At 71.9% G+C, this 17,715-nt stretch carries 17 protein-coding genes, 1 tRNA gene and 1 pseudogene; 5 read left to right on the forward strand and 14 right to left on the reverse strand.

Annotated features, from left to right (window positions below; all coding sequences use genetic code 11):
- Positions 1-87: 87 nt before the first annotated feature.
- The gene (locus ACF07V_RS00605) at positions 88-1,098 is read left to right on the forward strand and encodes a GNAT family N-acetyltransferase (RefSeq protein ID WP_392150710.1); all 1,011 of its coding nucleotides are present in this window, start codon (positions 88-90) and stop codon (positions 1,096-1,098) included.
- A complete protein-coding gene (locus tag ACF07V_RS00610) occupies positions 1,083-1,940 on the forward strand; it encodes a tetratricopeptide repeat protein (protein ID WP_392150711.1) in 858 nt (285 codons plus the stop codon). Before ACF07V_RS00605 ends, ACF07V_RS00610 begins: the two co-directional genes overlap by 16 nt.
- Before the next feature lie 11 nt (positions 1,941-1,951).
- Here the strand turns inward: ACF07V_RS00610 and ACF07V_RS00615 are convergent.
- The 6 genes from ACF07V_RS00615 to ACF07V_RS00640 form a co-directional block, all read right to left on the reverse strand.
- A tRNA-Pro gene (locus tag ACF07V_RS00615) sits at positions 1,952-2,026 on the reverse strand.
- Between the two features lie 14 nt (positions 2,027-2,040).
- Positions 2,041-2,373, reverse strand: a complete 333-nt coding sequence (locus ACF07V_RS00620; protein ID WP_392150712.1) for a hypothetical protein — start codon at positions 2,371-2,373, stop codon at positions 2,041-2,043.
- 87 nt (positions 2,374-2,460) lie between these two features.
- Positions 2,461-4,620 carry a hypothetical protein gene (locus ACF07V_RS00625; protein ID WP_392150713.1) on the reverse strand — a complete coding sequence of 720 codons (2,160 nt, stop codon included), beginning with the start codon at positions 4,618-4,620 and terminating at the stop codon, positions 2,461-2,463.
- Between the two features lie 176 nt (positions 4,621-4,796).
- A complete protein-coding gene (locus ACF07V_RS00630) occupies positions 4,797-5,162 on the reverse strand; it encodes a DUF6113 family protein (protein ID WP_392150714.1) in 366 nt (121 codons plus the stop codon).
- Entirely contained in the window at positions 5,159-6,049 is an 891-nt protein-coding gene (mshB, locus tag ACF07V_RS00635; protein WP_392150715.1) for an N-acetyl-1-D-myo-inositol-2-amino-2-deoxy-alpha-D-glucopyranoside deacetylase, read from the reverse strand. The genes ACF07V_RS00630 and mshB overlap by 4 nt, the downstream gene beginning before the upstream one ends.
- 26 nt (positions 6,050-6,075) lie before the next feature.
- Positions 6,076-6,270 carry a hypothetical protein gene (locus ACF07V_RS00640; RefSeq protein WP_015035959.1) on the reverse strand — a complete coding sequence of 65 codons (195 nt, stop codon included), beginning with the start codon at positions 6,268-6,270 and terminating at the stop codon, positions 6,076-6,078.
- Positions 6,271-6,447: 177 nt separating this feature from the next.
- On the opposite strand from ACF07V_RS00640, the gene ACF07V_RS00645 reads away from it, so the two are divergent.
- A complete protein-coding gene (locus ACF07V_RS00645) occupies positions 6,448-8,616 on the forward strand; it encodes a prolyl oligopeptidase family serine peptidase (RefSeq protein WP_392150716.1) in 2,169 nt (722 codons plus the stop codon).
- A gap of 46 nt (positions 8,617-8,662) precedes the next feature.
- Here ACF07V_RS00645 and ACF07V_RS00650 read toward each other — a convergent pair whose 3' ends face one another.
- From ACF07V_RS00650 to ACF07V_RS00670, 5 genes are all read right to left on the reverse strand, one after another.
- Complete coding sequence (locus ACF07V_RS00650; protein ID WP_392150717.1) at positions 8,663-9,601, reverse strand: hypothetical protein; 939 nt, start codon at positions 9,599-9,601, stop codon at positions 8,663-8,665.
- Between the two features lie 176 nt (positions 9,602-9,777).
- A complete protein-coding gene (locus tag ACF07V_RS00655) occupies positions 9,778-10,833 on the reverse strand; it encodes an ABC transporter ATP-binding protein (RefSeq protein ID WP_392150718.1) in 1,056 nt (351 codons plus the stop codon).
- Positions 10,826-11,809, reverse strand: a complete 984-nt coding sequence (locus ACF07V_RS00660) for an ABC transporter ATP-binding protein (RefSeq protein WP_392150719.1) — start codon at positions 11,807-11,809, stop codon at positions 10,826-10,828. Before ACF07V_RS00660 ends, ACF07V_RS00655 begins: the two co-directional genes overlap by 8 nt.
- Positions 11,810-11,815: 6 nt before the next feature.
- On the reverse strand, positions 11,816-12,826 hold the full coding sequence (locus tag ACF07V_RS00665) for an ABC transporter permease (RefSeq protein ID WP_392150720.1): 1,011 nt from the start codon (positions 12,824-12,826) through the stop codon (positions 11,816-11,818).
- Positions 12,819-13,742: an ABC transporter permease gene (locus ACF07V_RS00670; protein ID WP_392150721.1), complete on the reverse strand. Its 924-nt coding sequence runs from the start codon at positions 13,740-13,742 to the stop codon at positions 12,819-12,821. The genes ACF07V_RS00665 and ACF07V_RS00670 overlap by 8 nt, the downstream gene beginning before the upstream one ends.
- A gap of 140 nt (positions 13,743-13,882) precedes the next feature.
- Here ACF07V_RS00670 and ACF07V_RS00675 point away from each other — a divergent pair, with 140 nt between their 5' ends.
- Together ACF07V_RS00675 and ACF07V_RS00680 are read left to right on the forward strand one after the other, a co-directional pair.
- Complete coding sequence (locus ACF07V_RS00675; protein WP_392150722.1) at positions 13,883-14,338, forward strand: hypothetical protein; 456 nt, start codon at positions 13,883-13,885, stop codon at positions 14,336-14,338.
- Between the two features lie 29 nt (positions 14,339-14,367).
- Positions 14,368-14,925: a hypothetical protein gene (locus ACF07V_RS00680; RefSeq protein ID WP_392150723.1), complete on the forward strand. Its 558-nt coding sequence runs from the start codon at positions 14,368-14,370 to the stop codon at positions 14,923-14,925.
- Between the two features lie 108 nt (positions 14,926-15,033).
- Here the strand turns inward: ACF07V_RS00680 and ACF07V_RS00685 are convergent, their stop codons facing one another.
- The 3 genes and pseudogenes from ACF07V_RS00685 to ACF07V_RS00695 all read right to left on the reverse strand — a co-directional run.
- Positions 15,034-16,662 carry an ABC transporter substrate-binding protein gene (locus tag ACF07V_RS00685; protein WP_392150724.1) on the reverse strand — a complete coding sequence of 543 codons (1,629 nt, stop codon included), beginning with the start codon at positions 16,660-16,662 and terminating at the stop codon, positions 15,034-15,036.
- 109 nt (positions 16,663-16,771) lie between these two features.
- On the reverse strand, positions 16,772-17,359 hold the full coding sequence (locus ACF07V_RS00690) for a peptidoglycan-binding protein (RefSeq protein WP_392151346.1): 588 nt from the start codon (positions 17,357-17,359) through the stop codon (positions 16,772-16,774).
- Between the two features lie 48 nt (positions 17,360-17,407).
- Positions 17,408-17,695, reverse strand: a pseudogene (locus tag ACF07V_RS00695) (peptidoglycan-binding protein); the annotation flags it as partial.
- Positions 17,696-17,715: the final 20 nt, after the last annotated feature.

Raw genomic sequence — 17,715 nt, forward strand, 5'->3', positions numbered from 1 at the left:
GGTCTGCGCGGGAGCGCGGCGTCGTCGATGCCCGCACCTAGTATCTCCGTTCTTGGGGGCGATCCGAACAGGAGGGGCGGAGAAGCTGTGGAAATCACCGGCGGAGGGCGCCTTGAAGTGCGAATTACCAGCGCTGACGTGGGAAAACGTGTCTCCGTTCGGTACGTGACGGACTCGGCGGAAGCAGGCCAGAGGTTCACCGACGCGGTCGGGGTTCTCACATCATGGGACGCCGGTGTGCTGCTGATCACACGAAAGAGCGGCGAGAGCGTCCGGATCGCGGAATCCGCGCTGGCCGCGGGCAAGGTCGTCCCCGCCGCCCCGGCCCGCCGCCGGGGCCCCTCGGCCACCTTCCCCGAGCTCGCCCGCGCCACCGCGCGCGCGTGGCAGCCGGTCGAGAGCGAGCCCCTGGGCGAGTGGACCCTCCGGGCGGCCGACGGATTCACCCGCCGCGCCAACTCCGCCCTGCCGCTCGGTGATCCCGGACTGCCCGTCGCCGAGGCCCTCACGCACGTGCGCGCGTGGTACGCGGCCCGGAAGCTGCCCGCGTACGTCCAGGCCGCCACCGGCGCCGAGGGCACCCAGGAGCTGCTGTGCGCCGCCCTCGACCGGCACGGCTGGCGGCGCGAGGTCTCCGCCGAGGTACGGATCGCGGCGCTCGCCCCCCTCGGCGACCTGGACGCCGACGTCTCCGCCGTGCGCCTCTCCCGGACGGTCGACGAGCCGTGGCTGCGCCGCTACCAGCGCTTCTCCGGCGACGAGGAGGCGAGCGCGGTCGTCCGGTCCGTCCTCGTGTCCGGCCCGAGTGTGTGGTTCGCGTCCGTCGCGGGCACGGGAGGGGTACCGGCGGCGATCGGACGCTGTGTGGTCGACGGCCGCTGGGCCGGCTTCATGGCGGTCGAGGTCGACCCCGAGCAGCGGCGCCGGGGCCTGGCGACGTCCGTCATGACGGCGCTCGCCCGGCAGGCGCTCGACGAGGGCGCGTCGGCGGCCTGGCTCCAGGTGGAGGCGGACAACGACGGCGCGCGGGCGCTGTACGACGGCATGGGCTTCGCCGCCCACCACCACTACCACCACTACCGATGGGCGGAGGCGTGAGCGAGGACGAACCACCGGTCGACGCCACCGACTGGCGGCAGGAGTTCGCCGAGGAGGCGCGCGCCGAGCGTCCCGACCTGGCCCGGCTCTGCCTGCTGATCGGCGCGGTGGCCGACCCGTCCGTCACCCGGCGCGAGATCGACGAGGCCGAGATCGAACTCGACCGGCTCGCCGGGCTAGTCCCCTACGCGACCCGGATCACCGGCGACTGGGCCACCGAGCTGGCGGCGCTCCTCGGCGTCCACGAGGGCTTCGAAGGGGTGGCGTCCGACTACCAGCGCCTGGAGTCCTCGCTCCTGCACGAGGTGCTGCGGCGCCGCCGGGGCCTGCCCATCCTGCTGTCCGTCGTCTGGATGGAGGTCGCCCGGCGGGCCGGCGCCCCCGTGTACGGGCTCGGGCTGCCCGGCCACTTCGTCGTCGGCTTCGGCGACCCCGCCGACCTGAACCTCGCCGACCCGTTCGCGGGCGGGCGGGCGATGACGGGCACGGACGCCGAGCTCCTGGTGGCGAGCGCGACGGGCGAGGCGCTCGACCGCTCGATGCTCCGCCCCGCGGAGCCGGGCGCGATCGTCCTGCGGATCCTCAACAACATCCGCGCCTGGGCGGCCCCCCGCCCCGAACGCTCCGACGTCGCCCTGTGGGCGGTGGAACTCGCCCTGCTGCTCCCCTCCCACCCGGCGAGACTCCGCTACGAACGGGCGGAGCTGCTCGTCCAGCGCGGGGACTTCCTCACGGGAGCGGTGGAGATGGAGGCGTACGCGCAGGTGATGGACGCGGTGGACCCGGAGTCGGCGACGACGATCCGCCGCCGTGCGCAGGCGGCGAGGGCGCTGCTGAACTAGGAAGAAGAGGGGGCGGGGCGACCGGATTCGAACCGGCGTCCTCCGAGATGCCGTCGCGGCGCACTACCTCTGTGCTACGACCCCGCCCTTACGAGAGACCTTACGGGGCCACAGCCCAGGGCCGCGACGCCTTTTCTGCGTCCCCCGGCACGCGGACCTGCGCGGTCCACGAACGGTCGCCGTGGACCGGCTCCCAGACCACCTCGACGTCGGTCTCGTGGAACGTCCGGGTCAGCTCCCGCACCATCCGGGCCGCGGCGGCCCGCGCCTCGCGCGGATCGGCGTCGGCGGGCACGTCGGGCAGAGCCCCGCAGGTCATCCCGCCCCGCACGTCGATGAGGCTCTGACGCCAGCCGTCGGGAGTCGACAGCAGGACGAGCGCGTGGGGCAGCGGGAAGGGCGGCTGGCGCTTCTTCTCCTTGTGCCCTCTCACTTCCGGCTCCTCCGTCTCGTGCCCACGCGCGCGCGTGAGCCCCCGGCCCCGGTGGGGCGGGGGCTCACGCGGCCGGGGCGGGGACTGTCAGCCCTCGCCCGTGAGGTTGATCGTCTTCGTGCGTTCCGCGAGGGTCTTGCCCTTCAGGGCGTCGCGCATCACGAAGGCCACGTCGTCGGCCGAGACCTGGTGCTTGCTGCCGTCGCCCTTGGTGATCATGACGCCGTCGAAGGCGCCGTCGAGGAGCCGGTCGATCGCCTTCTTGTCGTAGACCTCGACCAGCCGGCCGTCGACCGCCTTCATCGACAGGATCTGCGGCAGCGACCGCGCCGGACCGAAGTCGATGTGCTTGCCGCCCGCCTGGATCCTGATCAGGCCGGACATCGCGGGCGTCGCGAACTCCTTCATCGCCCGGTCCAGCTCGGCCTTCGTGATCGTCGGTTCGCGGGTGGTGACCGGCAGCTCGACCAGCGTGTTCCGGCCCGTCTCGACCTGGGCCCGGAAGGCGTCCCGTACCGAGATCATCGAACGCTGGACGTCCAGGCCCTGGCCGGGCTTGCCCTCGACCGGGGTCACCTTGTTCGGGGCGAAGAGGATCGTGCCCTCCGTCGCCGACGCGGACGAGCCGGCCAGGTCGGTCAGCGCGACCGCGAGCTTCTCCTCGTCGACCGGGAAGACCGGCTTCGCGACCCGCTCGCCGCCGAAGAGGGAGCCGATCACCGAGACCGGGTTGTAGTCGCTGCCCGCCGCCGCGCGGACCGTCTCCTGGCTGTCGAGCGCCAGGCCCGCCTTGTCCGGGGCCAGCTGGACCTTCTTGCCGCCGACGCTCAGCTGGAGCGGGGCCGTGGCCCGCTTGCCGAGCGCCGCGTCCAGCTTGTTGACGGCCTCCTCCTTCGTACCGCCGCCGATGTCCACGCCGAGCACCGTGGTGCCCTTCGGGACGTCGGAGTGGTTGAGGAGCAGTCCGGCGCCGTACGCCACACCCGCGAGGCCGACGACTCCGACCGCGACGAGGACCAGCTTGGAGCGGCCCTTCTTCGCCGGGGCCCGGTTCGCCGCCGGGGCCTGGCGCGGCGCGGGCGCGGGCGCGGGAGCGGGGGTCGCGTGCTCCTCGATGCGCGGCGTCAGGTTCGGGCGCGCCGCCGTCGGCGGGACCACGGGGATGCCACTGGTGAGCGTGTCCCCGGAGATGTGCGCGCCGCCGTCGGCCGCCGTGCCCGGACCGGAGTGCGGCGCCGGGGCCGGCTGCTGCGGCGTCAGGACGGCGGTGTCGTCCGACATGCGGGGCGCGCCGCCGGCGGAGGCGAACGGGGAACCCGCCGCGCCCGGGCCGCCGCCGAAGGGGTGCCGGGGGGCGGTCTTCGCGCCGCCGAAGGTGGCGGTGCCGGTGACCGGGCCCGTGGTGGGGCCGGTCGGCGCCGCCGGGCCGCCCTGAGCACCCGGGCCGCCGGGACCGGGGTACGCGGGCGTACCGGCCGCCGGGGTGCCGTCGTACATCGGGGTGCCGGCGGCGGGCGTGCCGTCGTACATCGGGGTGCCCGCGGCGGGCGTCCCCTCGTACATCGGCGTACCGCCCGCGGGCGTCCCCTCGTACATCGGGGTGCCGGCCGCCGGCGTCCCGCTCTCGTACAGCGGGTTGCCCTGCGGGGTCTGCGCGGTCGCCGTGACCGGGCGGCTCGACGGGGTGGTGCCGACCGTCGGGACGCCCGAGGTCGCCGAGCCCGCGAAGCCCGTGCCCTGCGCGTCCGGTCCGGTGGGCGCCGGGGACGGCTTGGCGGCGGGCGCCGGGGCCGGGGCGGGTGCCGGAGCGGGCGCGGGGGCCGCGGCCTTGCGCGGGGCGAACCAGTCGCTCGTCTCCTTCGCCTTCGGAGCCTGCGGGGGCTCCTCGGCCGCCCGCGGCGGCTCCGGCGCGGCCACGGGCTCGGGCTCCGGCTCCGCGGCGGGAGCGGGCTCCGGCTCGGGGTCCGGGGCGGACGCCTCGTTGACCGTCTTGCGGACCACGACCGGCGGAATCGGACGCGAACCCGGGATGTTGATCCGGATCCGGGTCGTCAGCGTCGTCTCGGTCTTGGGCTCCTCCGTCGGCGCGGACGCGGCGGGGGGCTCCTCCGGCGCGTCCTGCGTGGGGTGGAGCGACGGATACTGGCGGGATCCGTACGGCGGGGTACCCGAGGGGTAGGCGGCTCCACCGCGCCCCTGGGCGCCGGAGGACGAACTGTCAGTCTCTCGACCAGTTTCACGACTCAAAGCAGGATCTCCCGGTTGGCTCCACCGCCCGCTCTTGCTGATGCTCGTGTTGACCCGGGCGGTTCGGCGGCGCGCACCACCATACTGAACGCCGCCGACTCATACCCGACCCCTGGGTGACGTACGACGGGCAATCCGGCCGAAGTCAGGACGTCCCCGGTCTCAAGTCGTCCTGTTCACGGGGTCGGTCGTGACAGCCGGGGCAACGTGGCGCACATCACAGCGAGCGCCATGCCCCCGAAGAGGAAGAGCAGCTCGCCGCCGCCTCCGCCGAACACCCCGTCGCCCTCGGGCCGTCCGAGGCTGAGCAGGATGACGGCGACGATCCAGCCGCCGCCGGCGGAGGCGACGCCGGCCTGGGTGCCGGTGGCGCGGAGCCCTCCGTAGAAGAGGGCGGCGGCGGCCAGGAGCGCGAGGAGCAAGCCGAGGGGGAACCAGGCGGCTTGGACGAGGCTTCCGGCGATGCCGACGAGGGCGCCGAGGACGAACAGGACGGCGTACGAGACGTACCGGACGCCCGGGGAGACCGGAGAGTCGCTCACGCCGTCACTCCCGCGAAGAGGTCCGTCTCGCGCTCGCCCGCAGGGGCGCCGGAGGTGCCCTGGACGAGTTCGTAGTACTCGGTGGTGAAGATCGGCTGGCCTAGGTCGTTGGAGAGGGCGAAGAAGGGACCGTCGACGGCGACTTGGGTGGCGTGGGCGGCCATCGCGGCGCTCTTGCGGGCCGTGTACGCGGGGTCGGCGGCGATCTCGGCGGTGATCCGGTCCTCGCCGACGACGCCCGGGACGTCGTCGACGTCGGCGATCGCGGGGAAGACGGAGCCCTCGGCGCGGAGCCGGGCGAATCCGGCCTCGGCGACGGGGCGCGGGACGCGGTTCCAGTAGATCTTGGCGATCGTGTGGGCCGGGCCGAGGTCGGGGCGGTACGAGGCGTCCGCCGCGAGTTCGGCGGCGCGGGTGGCGACCCGGTGGGCCTGGATGTGGTCGGGGTGGCCGTAGCCGCCGTCGGGGTCGTAGGTGATCAGGACCTGCGGGCGGGTCTCGCGGATCACCTCGACGAGGTGCGGCGCGGCGGTGTCGACGTCGGTGTTCCAGAAGGCGTTCGCGCGCTTGTTCTGCTCGGCGCCCATCATTCCGGAGTCGCGGAAGCGCCCGGGGCCGCCGAGGAAGCGGTGGTCGGTGACGCCGAGCTCGGTCATCGCGGCGGCGAGTTCGCCGACGCGGTGCGGGCCGAGCCGGTCCTCCCGGTCGGGGGCCAGGTGGGCGAGGTCGGGCGGGATGACCTCGCCCTCCTCGCCGAGCGTGCAGGTGACCAGGGTGACGAGGGCACCCTCGGCCGCGTACCTGGCCATGGTGGCGCCGTTGTTGATCGACTCGTCGTCCGGGTGCGCGTGCACGAGCAGCAGACGGCGGGCGGGGAGATCGGACATGCCCCCACCCTACGAGGTCGGGCCGGTCAGAACTTGAGGCCGCCGATCATGCCCGCCACGTTCGTCGTGAGGGTACTGATGGACGGGGCGATGGAGGAGCTCGCCAGGTAGAAGCCCAGGAGCGCGCAGACCGCCGCATGTCCAGCCTTCAGCCCGGATTTCCGGATCAGCAGGAAGACGACGATCGCCAGCAGCACCACCACGGAGATCGAGAGTGCCACGGCGGTTCACCTCCACCTTCGGTCGGATATTCGAGCGGTTCGGTCGATCAGCATGTGCCAGAGGGCATGCCAGTCCGATGCATACCCACCTAGCGCTACGGATCATAACTATCCGTGCCGCCGCATCGATCGGCGGACGGAGGCACGAGGGGGGCGCACAGCGCTAGTTTCAGCCGCATGACCTTGTCTTCGCAGCAGCCGTCCACACCCTCGGCCGGGCTGTCCTTCCCCCGTCAGCACGCGCGGACCCAGCGGTTCACCCTGGGGGTCCCGCGTGGTTTCTCGGTCTCCCCGGACGGGGAGCGCGTGGTGTTCGTCAGATCCGGTTCGGGGACGGACCGTTCGCACCGGCTCTGGGTGCTGGACCTGCCCCGGGACGGCGAGCCCGGGGAGCGGACGGCCGCGGACCCGGCGGCGCTGCTCGCGGGCGCGGAGGAGGAGTTGTCGCCGCAGGAGCGGGCGCGCCGGGAGCGGAGCCGGGAGGGCTCGGCGGGGATCGTGGCGTACGCGGTGGACGGGGCCGTGGAGTTGGCGGCGTTCGCGCTGTCGGGGCGGCTGTTCACGGCGGAGCTGCGGGCGGGGACGGCGCGGGAGCTTCCGGTGCCGGGGCCGGTGATCGACCCCCGTCCCTCGCCGGACGGGCGGTTCGTGGCGTACGTGGCGGAGGGCGCCCTGCGGGTGGTCGGCGCGGACGGTTCGGGCGACCGCGCGCTGGCCGTTCCGGAGGACGATCACGTCTCCTACGGATTGGCCGAATTCATCGCCTCGGAGGAGATGGGCCGGGAGCGCGGATCCTGGTGGTCGCCCGACTCGGACCGGCTGCTCGTGGCGCGCGCGGACGACCGGGCGGTGCGGCGCTGGTGGATCGCGGACCCGGCGCACCCGGAGCGGGAGCCGCAGCGGGTGGGGTACCCGGCGGCGGGCACGGCCAACGCGGAGGTGCGGCTCTTCTTCCTCGGCCTCGACGGGTCCCGCACCGAGGTGGTGTGGGACCGGGAGCGGTATCCGTACCTGGCGCGGGTGCACTGGTCGGCGGCCGGGGCGCCGCTGCTCCTGGTGCAGACGCGGGACCAGCGGGAGCAGCTGTTCCTGACGGTGGACCCGGAGTCGGGGAGGACCGCGACCGTACGGTCGGAGGCGGACCCGGCCTGGCTGGAGCTGCACCACGGGGTGCCGGCGTGGGGGCCGGGCGGCGGGCTCGTACGGATCACGGACGAGGGCGGGGCGCGGGCCCTCGCCGTCGGGGAGCAGACGTGGACGGGTCCGGAACTGCACGTCCGGGCGGTCCTGGACGTCGGGGCGGACGACGTCCTGGTGTCGGCCTCGGCGGGTGAGGCGGCGGCGGAGCCGGAGACCGGCGAGATCCATGTGTACCGGGTGACCGGGCGGGGCGCGGAGCGGCTGACGCGGCTGTCGGAGGGTCCCGGGGTTCACGGCGCGGTGCGCTCGGGCGCGGTGACGGTCCTGGTGTCGGCGCGGCCGGAGGAGCCGGGGAGCGTGGCGCGGGTGCTGCGGGACGGCGAGCGGGCCGCGGTGGTGGGCTCGTACGCCCAGCGGCCGGTGATCTCCGCGCGGGTGCGGCTCACGGAGGCGGGGGCGCGGCGGATCCCGTGCGCGGTGCTGCTGCCCTCGGGGTACGAGGAGGGGGACGGGCCGCTGCCGGTCCTGATGGATCCGTACGGCGGTCCGCACGGGCAGCGGGTGCTCGCCGCGCACAACCCGCACCTGACCTCGCAGTGGTTCGCCGACCAGGGCTTCGCGGTGGTCGTGGCGGACGGGCGGGGCATGCCGGGCCGCTCCCCCGCCTGGGAGAAGGCGATCCTGCGGGACCTCTCGCCGACCCTGGACGACCAGGTGGAGGCGCTGGGGGCACTGGCCGGGCGTTTCCCGCTCGATCTGGACCGGGTGGCGATCCGCGGCTGGTCGTACGGCGGCTATCTGGCGGCGCGTGCGGTGCTCCGGCGGCCCGACGTCTTCCACGCGGCGGTGGTCGGGGCGCCGGTGACGGACTGGCGGCTGTACGACACGCACTACACGGAGCGGTACCTCGGCACCCCGCAGGACGACCCCGAGGTGTACGCGGCGCAGTCGCTGCTCACCGACGACGGTCTGTCCGCGCCGGAGGAGCCGGCCCGGCCGATGATGGTCGTGCACGGTCTCGCGGACGACAACGTGGTGGTGGGGCACGCGCTGCGGCTCTCGTCGGCGCTGCTCGCGGCGGGCCGGCCGCACGAGGTGCTGCCGCTGTCCGGGGTGACGCACATGACGCCGCAGGAGCAGGTGGCGGAGAACCTGCTGCTGCTCCAGGTGGACTTCCTGAGGCGGTCGCTCGGCCTCGCGCGGTAGGGCCTGTCCTCCGGGTCCCGGCATGACCCGGAGGACGGGCCCCGGTTCACCAGCCGGGCGGTGTCGGGTGGGGCGGGGCCGGGGGGCGGGCCCCGGCCACGGGGTACGGACCGGGTGCGGCGGCGGGGGCGCCGCGCCCGGCCAGGAGCACGAGCACCACGAGGCCGGCGAGCAGTTCGAAGACGGAGGTGAGGACGCCCGTCGCGTCGAGGGTGGTGAGGTCGTCGAGCCGGACGAGGGTCTCGTACCGGACGGCGCGGGCGACCCCGCCGAGCCCGCCCGCCGTCAGGAGGACGGCGGCGAGGAGCCCGAAGGCCCGGCTGTGGCGGGCGCGTGCGAAGCAGGAGACGGCGGCGGTGCCGTACAGGCCGAGGGCGATCGCCGACAGCCAGCCGGGCGGGGGCGCGAGGGCCGGTTTCACGATGGAGCGGCCGCCGGTGAACCGGTCGACGGTGATCTCCAGGGGCAGTTCGCCGGCCCAGTACAGCTCCCACAGGGTCGTGAAGAGCGCGGCGAGCGCGAGGAGGATCCCGGCCGTGACGGCGGGGCCGGTGCGGGGGCGGGTGGGTTCCTGCTCGTACGGGGCGTCCGCCGGGCGGCGGCCCACGGCTGCGGTGAGGACCAGTCCGGCACCGAGGGCCAGTTCGAGGAGGGCGGTGACGAGGGCGCCGCTCCCGGGCGCCCAGAGCCCGGGGAGGCGCAGGGCGAGGGTGGTCGCGCCGGCGGCGGCGAGGGCGGAGGCCGCGTGCCGTGAGCGGAGCGCGGCGACGGCGCAGGCGGCGTAGACGGCGAGGAGGACGGGGTCGATCAGGGAGGTGGTGGACCGCCCCCGGATCAGGAAGTGGTGGTCCCCGGCCCAGTACCAGGCGAGGTCGGCGGGCGACCCGAGCGCGGCGAGGTCCTTGAGGATCCACACGGCGGCGATGAGGGCGAGCGCGGCGCAGAGCGCGGCGCCGGTGAGACGTGCCGGTCGTGTCACAGTCACGGCCCCGATACTCACGGTCGCGACCGAGCGAAACAAGCGGTTCCGCATGAACGTCACATGGCAGCCGGCCGGGGCGACATGGCGCGCCCCGGCCGGCTCACGGCACCCGCACGGCCGTACGGAGCCAATATCCAATGTCCGTATATCGGATCCGATTCCGCCGGGTTGCCCGCACGTTAAAGGGACTTGGGCTCCTCCTCGCCGTTCTCCGGCGGCACCACCCGCTTCTCCTCCGCGAAGTGGCAGGCCGAGTCGTGTTTCGCGGGGCTGTCCGTGAGGCGGAAGACGGCGGGGACGGCGAGGAGCGGGACTTCGAGGGTGCAGCGCTCCTGGGCCTTCCAGCAGCGGGTGCGGAAGCGGCAGCCGGAGGGGATGTTGGCCGGGGAGGGGACGTCGCCGGCCAGGAGGATCCGCTCGCGGTGGGCGCGCGCCTCGGGGTCGGGCACGGGGACGGCGGAGAGCAGCGCCTGTGTGTAGGGGTGGGTGGGGTGGTCGTAGATCTGGGCGTCGGTGCCGATCTCGACGATCCGGCCGAGGTACATGACGCCGACGCGGTCGGAGATGTGCCGGACGATCGAGAGGTCGTGGGCGATGAAGACGTACGACAGGGAGAACTCCGCCTGGAGGCGGTCGAGGAGGTTGACGACCTGCGCCTGGACGGAGACGTCGAGCGCGGAGACCGGCTCGTCCGCGACGATGACCTCGGGCTGGAGGGCGAGGCCGCGGGCGATGCCGATGCGCTGGCGCTGGCCGCCGGAGAACTGGTGCGGATAGCGGTTGATGTACTCGGGGTTGAGGCCGACGACGTCCAGGAGGTCCTGGACCTTGCGGCGCCGGTCGCCCTTGGGCGCGACCTCGGGGTGGATCTCGTACGGCTCGCCGATGATGTCGCCGACGGTCATGCGCGGGTTGAGCGAGGTGTACGGGTCCTGGAAGACCATCTGGATGTTGCGGCGGACGGACTTCAGGGCGCGCGGGGAGAGCTTGGTGATGTCCTCGCCCTTGTAGCGGATGGTGCCGGAGGTCGGCCGTTCCAGGTTGACCAGCATCTTCGCGACCGTGGACTTGCCGCAGCCGGATTCGCCGACGATGCCGAGGGTCTCCCCGGCGGCGAGGTCGAAGTCGACCCCGTCGACGGCCCGGACGGCGCCGACCTGCTTCTTGAAGACGATGCCCTGGGTCAGCGGGTAGTGCTTGTGGAGGTCCCGGACTTCGAGAATCGCCTCAGCCATGGAGGCACTCCTTCCAGAAGTGGCAGGCGCTGGCGCGCGGCACCGGGGACTCGGTCACGTCGTACAGCGGGGGCTCGTCGGTCCGGCAGACGTCCTGGGCCATGGGGCAGCGCGGGTTGAAGGCGCAGCCGGGCGGGATGGCGAGGAGGTTGGGCGGGAGGCCCTTGATCGCGTAGAGCTCCTGGCCCTTCTGGTCCAGGCGCGGGATGGAGTCGAGCAGGCCCCGGGTGTAGGGGTGGGCGGGGGCCTTGTAGATCTCGTGGACGGGGGCCTGTTCGACGATCCGGCCCGCGTACATGACGGCGATCTTGTCGGCGACGTCGGCGACGACGCCGAGGTCGTGGGTGATGAGGATGAGGCCCATGTTGAGCTCGCGCTGGAGCTCGGCGAGGAGGTCCATGACCTGGGCCTGGACGGTGACGTCGAGGGCGGTGGTGGGCTCGTCGGCGATGATCAGCTCGGGTTCGAGGGCGAGCGCCATCGCGATCATGATGCGCTGGCGCATGCCGCCGGAGAACTGGTGGGGGTACTGGCCGACGCGTTCCCTGGCGGCGGGGATGCGGACCCTGTCCATCAGTTCGATGGCCTTGGCCCTGGAGTCCTTGCGCGACATCCCCTGGTGGACCTGGAACATCTCGCCGAGCTGGTCACCGACGCTGATGACGGGGTTGAGGGAGGACAGCGCGTCCTGGAAGATCATCGCCATCTTGGCGCCGCGGACCTTGCGCCGCTCCTCCTCCTTGAGCTTCAGGAGGTCCTGGCCCTGGAAGAGGATCTCGCCGCCGCTGATCTTCCCGGGCGGGATGTCGAGGATGCCCATGACGGCCTGGGCGGTGACGGACTTGCCGGAGCCGGACTCGCCGAGGACGGCGAGGGTCTCCCCCGCGTCGACGGAGTAGTTGACGCCGTTGACGGCCTTGGCCACCCCGTCCCGGGTGTGGAACTCCACGTGCAGGTCGCGCACTTCGAGCAGCATGGGTCCCTACCTCAGCTTCGGGTCGAGGGCGTCGCGCACCGCGTCGCCGAGCATGATGAAGGCGAGCACCGTGATCGCGAGCGCACCGGCCGGCCAGAGCAGCATGTGGGGCGCGTTGCGGATGTACAGCGACGCCGAGGAGATGTCGATGCCCCAGGAGACGGTCGGCGGCTTCAGCCCGACGCCGAGGTACGACAGGGTCGCCTCCAGGGCGATGTACGTGCCGAGGGCGATGGTGGCGACGACGATCACGGGGGCGACGGCGTTCGGCGTGATGTGCCGGAGCATCATCCGGGAGTTGGAGGCACCGAGCGCGCGGGCGGCCTGGACGTAGTCGTTCTGTTTGGCGGTGATGACCGAGCCGCGGGCGATGCGGGAGATCTGCGGCCAGCCCAGGAGCACCATGAAGCCGATGACGGGCCAGACGGTGGCACTGGTGACCACGGACAGGAGCACGAGGCCGCCGAGGACGACGGGGATGGCGAAGAAGACGTCGGTGAGGCGGGAGAGGATGCCGTCCCACGCGCCGCCGTAGAAGCCGGCGAAGCCGCCGAGGATGCTGCCGAGGACGGCGACGCCGAGGGTGGCGAGGACGCCGACGGTCACGGACGTCCGGGCGCCGTAGACGGTGCGGGTGTAGACGTCGCAGCCCTGGCCGTTGAAGCCGAAGGGGTGGCCGGGCTGGGAGCCCTCCTGTGCCTTGGACAGATCGCAGGCGAGCGGGTCTCCGGAGGCGATCAGCGAGGGCCAGATGGAGATGACGACCAGGAAGAGGATGACGAGCGCGGAGATGATGAAGATCGGGTTGCGGCGCAGGTCGTGCCAGGCGTCGGACCAGAGGGAGCGGGGCTTCTTGTCGGGGCCGGAGTCGGGGGCGGTGTCGGGGCCGTTCTCGAGGTTCTTCTCCAGCGTCTCGGCGTCGTCGGTGCCGAAGTCGGCCGCGCCTCCGGCGCCGGTCGAGGCGATCGCTCGCCCTTCCTCACCGTACGACTCCAGCGGCTCATGGGGCTCAGGCATAGCGGATCCTCGGGTCAAGGACGGCGTACAGGAGGTCGACCAGGAGGTTGGCGAACAGGAACACCAGCACGAGGATGGTCACGAAGCCGACCACGGTCTGGGTGCTCTGGCGCACGATGCCGTTGTAGAGCTGGAAGCCGACTCCGTGGATGTTGAAGATCCGTTCGGTGACGATGGCTCCGCCCATGAGCGCCCCGACGTCGGCGCCGATGAAGGTGACCACCGGGATGAGGCTGTTCCGCAGCAGGTGACGGCTGATGACCCGGCGGCGGGGCAGACCCTTGGCGACGGCGGTACGGACGTAGTCGGCGCTCTTGTTCTCGGCGATCGAGGTCCGGGTGAGCCGGGTGACGTACGCGAGCGAGACCGAGGCGAGGACGAGGCCGGGGACGATCAGCTCGCCGAAGGGCGCGTCGGGCGAGACGGCCGGCTCGATCCAGCCCCATTCGACGCCCAGGAGCCACTGGATGAGCAGGCCGGTGACGAAGGTCGGGACGGAGAGGACGACCAGGGTCAGCAGCAGGACGCTGGTGTCCACGGGGCGGCCGCGCTTGAGCCCGGTGATGACCCCGAGGCTGATGCCGATGACGATCTCGAAGATGATCGCGACGATGGTGAGCCGGATGGTGACCGGGAAGGCGTCGGCCATCAGCTCGGTGACGGGCTGGCCGTTGAAGGCGGTGCCGAAGTCCCCGGTGAAGACGTTGCCCATGTAGGTCAGGTATTGCTGCCAGACCGGCTTGTCGAGGCCGTACTCCTTCTCCAGCTGGGCGGCGGTCGCCGGGTCGCAGGCGCGGTCGCCGCAGAGTCCGGCGATGGGGTCGCCCATCACGTTCACCATCAGGAAGATCAACAGCGTGGCGCCGAAGAAGACCGGGATCATCTGCAGCAGCCGCCGGATCACATACCGGCCCACATCTCCTCCATCCCTGGACGATTCACCTTGTCCCAATAGAGCGTATTTAGGCCAATGCTGCACTTTTAGAGGCTGTTTCAGGTGAATCGACGCCAAGAGCCGATATGTTCGCCGCCTCCCTTGCACGAGAGGATCCCGACATGACGGTTCCGAAGCGCCGAAGGACGGCATGGTGTCTCGCCGCACTGGCGGTGATGCCCCTGCTGGGGGCCGCGGCCCCTGCCGTCACAGGCCGCGCCGACGACGGCGACCTGTGGCGATGCAGCCACGGAAGCAGCCCCAGCTCCCGCGGCCACGGCAGCCGCGACTCGTACGTCACCCACACGGACCCGGACAACGGCGATGCGGTGGGGATGAACTTCACCGCCTCCGACCAGCGCATCAAGCAGTGGAACCGCAGTGACGACACCGCGGACTACTACGGCCGCTTCTACTCCGGGAACAGAGTCGTCCTGACGTGGCACTGGAACCTGGAACAGGGGATGGCCGACTACACGTACCGCTTCGACCAGCCGCGCGGACAGAAGGTGCAACTGGATGTGACCCTCTGGCAGCCCTCGAAGGGCGGCTGCGTCGACAACGGTGGCGTCACCTGAGCAGGCGCCATCTGGTCGCCCTCACCTGCGTGCTGGCCGGCGCCGCGGCCGGATGCCTGGGTCCCGGCCCGCGGCCCCAGGGGGCCGGGGGCCCACCGTCTTCCTGCGATCCCCTCTTCGCCTGGGAGACGGACAGCCGCTGGGACCTCGCCGTCCTGGACGGACCCGTCTCGGTCGCGCCGGGCGGCGTGGTGCGCGCCGGGATGACGCCGTACCACCCCCGCACCGCCACCGTCACCCTTCCGGCCGGTGGCGGAGGGCCCACCGCCGGCGCCGTGATGGACGCACTCGGCTCGGAGGTGGGAGCGCCGCTCGCCGCGCCGGGGCGGCGGACGACCGAGGTGGCCCGGCATGCGGACATCCGCTTCGAGGACGCCGCACGGCCCGTGTCCTACGCGGCGCTCCGCTTCGTGACCGCCGCGTTCCGCTATCACTGCGCCGGCGACCAGGACGTCCGGAGCGGCGGCCGTGTCCTGACCTGGGACAAAGCCTCCCTCACCGTCGGTCTGGTGGATTGCGACGGCCCGCGGGACCGGAACCCCGACAGCGAGCCCGCCCGCCTGGCGGTGGAGCTGCGCTGCACGTGACGGCTACGGAATCGGGTACCTCGGCGCCGATGACGGAAGGCCTCCTGGAGCACTGCTCCAGGAGGCGGACCGAGCCGGAATCCCGTCCCCGTTCAGGGACGGGAGGGTTCACTTGACCTTGATCTGGTCGTAGACCGGGACGCTGAAGGGGTTCAGGGTCACGTTCTCGATCTTGTCCGAGTAGCCGGCGCTGCCGTTCTGGTACCAGAGGGGGATGGCTCCCATGTCGTCGCGGAGGACTCCCTCGGCCTGCTGGAAGAGTCCGACGGCCTTGGCGGTGTCGGACTCGGCGTTGGCCTGGTTGACCAGCTTGTCGAACTCCGGGTCGGAGTACTTGCCGTCGTTGGAGGAGGCGTTGGTGTAGTACAGCGGCTGGAGGAAGTTCTGGATGAGCGGGTAGTCCATCTGCCAGCCGGCACGGAACGGGCCCTTCATCTTCTGCGTGCTGACCTGGCTGCGGAAGTCGGCGAAGGTGCCGATCGGGTTGCCGACGCAGGCCTTGTTGTTGCCGAGCGCGTTGTTGATGGAGTTGCACACGGCGTCCACCCACTCCTTGTGGGAGCCGGTGTCGGCGTTGTACGAGATCGTCATCGTGCCGCCGGGGATGCCGCCGCCCTCGGCGACGAGCTTCTTGGCCTGCTCCGCGTCGTACTTGCAGAAGTCGCCGCAGATGTCCTTGTAGCCGCCCTCCTCGCCGAGCACCGGGGAGGTCCAGTCGACGGCGGGGGTGCGGGTCTTCTGGAAGATCGTCTCGGTGATCTGCTGGCGGTTGATCGCCATGGAGAGGCCCTGGCGGAGCTTCTCCTGGCCCGGCTTGTTCCACGCGGGGTCGTAGAACGGGAAGGAGAGGGTCTGGATGATGCCGGCGGGGACGTTGATGTACCGGCCGCCGAGGTCCGCCTGGACGTTCTTGAGCTGCGAGGCCGGCACGTCGTCGACGAGGTCGAGGTTGCCGGCCGTCAGGTCCGTGTAGGCGGTGTTGTTGTCGGTGTAGACCTTGAGGGTGATGCCGCCGTTCTGCGCCTTGTCGGGGCCCGGGTAGGCGTCCCACTTCTTCAGGGCCATCTGCGAGCCCTTGGAGTAGGAGTCGATGGTGTACGGACCGTTGCCGACGGGCTTGGAGAGCCAGGCGGCGTGGTCGTCGAAGAAGGCCTGGGGCAGCGGGGAGAAAGCGGCATAGCCGAGGGTGTCCGGCCAGGTCGAGAACTTCTGGGTGAGCTTCACGGTGAAGGTCTGGTCACCGGTGACCTTGAGACCGGACATGGTCTCGGCCGTGGCCTCGCCCTTCTCGGGGTGGACCTGGTCGTAGCCCTCGATCTGGCCGAAGAAGGAGGCGTTCTTCTGGTTGTTCTTCAGCTGGGCGGCGTAGTTCCAGGCGTCGACGAAGGACTTCGCGGTGACCTTCTCGCCGTTGGAGAAGGTCCAGCCGGACTTGACGGTGATGGTGAAGTTCTGCGAGTCGGTGGTATCGATCTTCTCGGCGAGCATGTTCTTGGCCTCGCCGGTCTTCGGGTCGTACTGCTTGAGCCCCCGGAAGATCATGGACAGGACCTTGCCGCCCTGGACCTCGTTGGTGTTGGCGGGCTCCAGCGGGTTCTGCGGGTCGCCCCACGAGGAACTCACGATGCCTTCGGCCCCTCCCCCGCCACCGCCGCTGTCGCCGCCACCACAGGCCGTCGCCGCGAGGGCGACGGCGGTGGCCAGTGCGGCCCACTTGGCGTGCGTGGCTCCGCGCATGGAGTGCCTCCCGATAGTCTTGCCGAGACTTAGGCCCCCATATCACCGCAACCCGGACAGGGCCGCATCTCGGCGACCGCTGTCCGGGTTGCGCCGGATCGGTTTCGGGTCAGTTCAGGAAGGTCACGTCCCAGTGGTTGCCCTCGTTGGCGTAGATGTTGCCCGAGGGAGCGGTGTAGAGGGCCGCGCCGTCACCCCGCTGGCCGGAGTACGGGAAGGTCCCGGTGATGTAGCCGGTCAGGCAGCTCGACATCGCAAAGTCGAGCTTGTAGCCGTTCCAGTGGCTGTACGTGCCGCTGGCGTGGCCCGTCTCCGTGCCGCCCGTGATGTTCATGGCGCAGCCGCTCGCCCGGCGCAGGGCGACGGCGCCGTCGGCGGAGGCCTGGCGCAGGCCGTCGAAGGAGGTGCAGCTGCTGCTGTTGCGGTCGGAGCAGTTGCCCGAGGAGCTCCAGGTGATGCCGGCCGCGGTGAAGATGGCGGCCGCCTGGGAGTGGGTCAGCAGGCCGCTGCTGCCGCCGCTGCCGCCGGCGGAGCCGGTGACCAGGGCGCGCCAGGTGTCCGGGCCGACGATGCCGTCCGCGTCGAGGCTGTGGGAGGACTGGAAGGAACGGACCTTGGCGTCGGTGCCGTCGCCGAAGGCGCCGTCGACGGCGAGCCCGGCCCCGTACCGGTTGAGCTGCGTCTGGGCGGCCTTCACCGCGGAGCCGTTGTCGCCCTTGCGGACGGTGACGATCAGCTTGGACCAGGTGTCGGCGCCGACGACGCCGTCCGCGGACAGGCTGTTGGCGCTCTGGAAGCTGCGGACCTTGGACTCGGTGCCGGAGCCGAAGACGCCGTCGGCGGTGGTGGCGTAGCCGCGGGCGGTCAGCAGGTGCTGGACGGTGGTCACCTGGACGCCGCTGTTGCCGTTCTTGACCAGCGGCCAGTCGGCGGCGAACGCGGGGGCGGCCTGGAGCACGCCCGCCACCAGGGCGGTGACGAGGGCGGCGAGCAGCGCGGCCGCGAGGCCGGGCAGTCTTCTCACGTGCGTCATGGCGGGTTCCTCGAACTCTC

This window comes from Streptomyces sp. NPDC015661 (assembly GCF_043077765.1).
GTDB lineage: Bacteria > Actinomycetota > Actinomycetes > Streptomycetales > Streptomycetaceae > Streptomyces.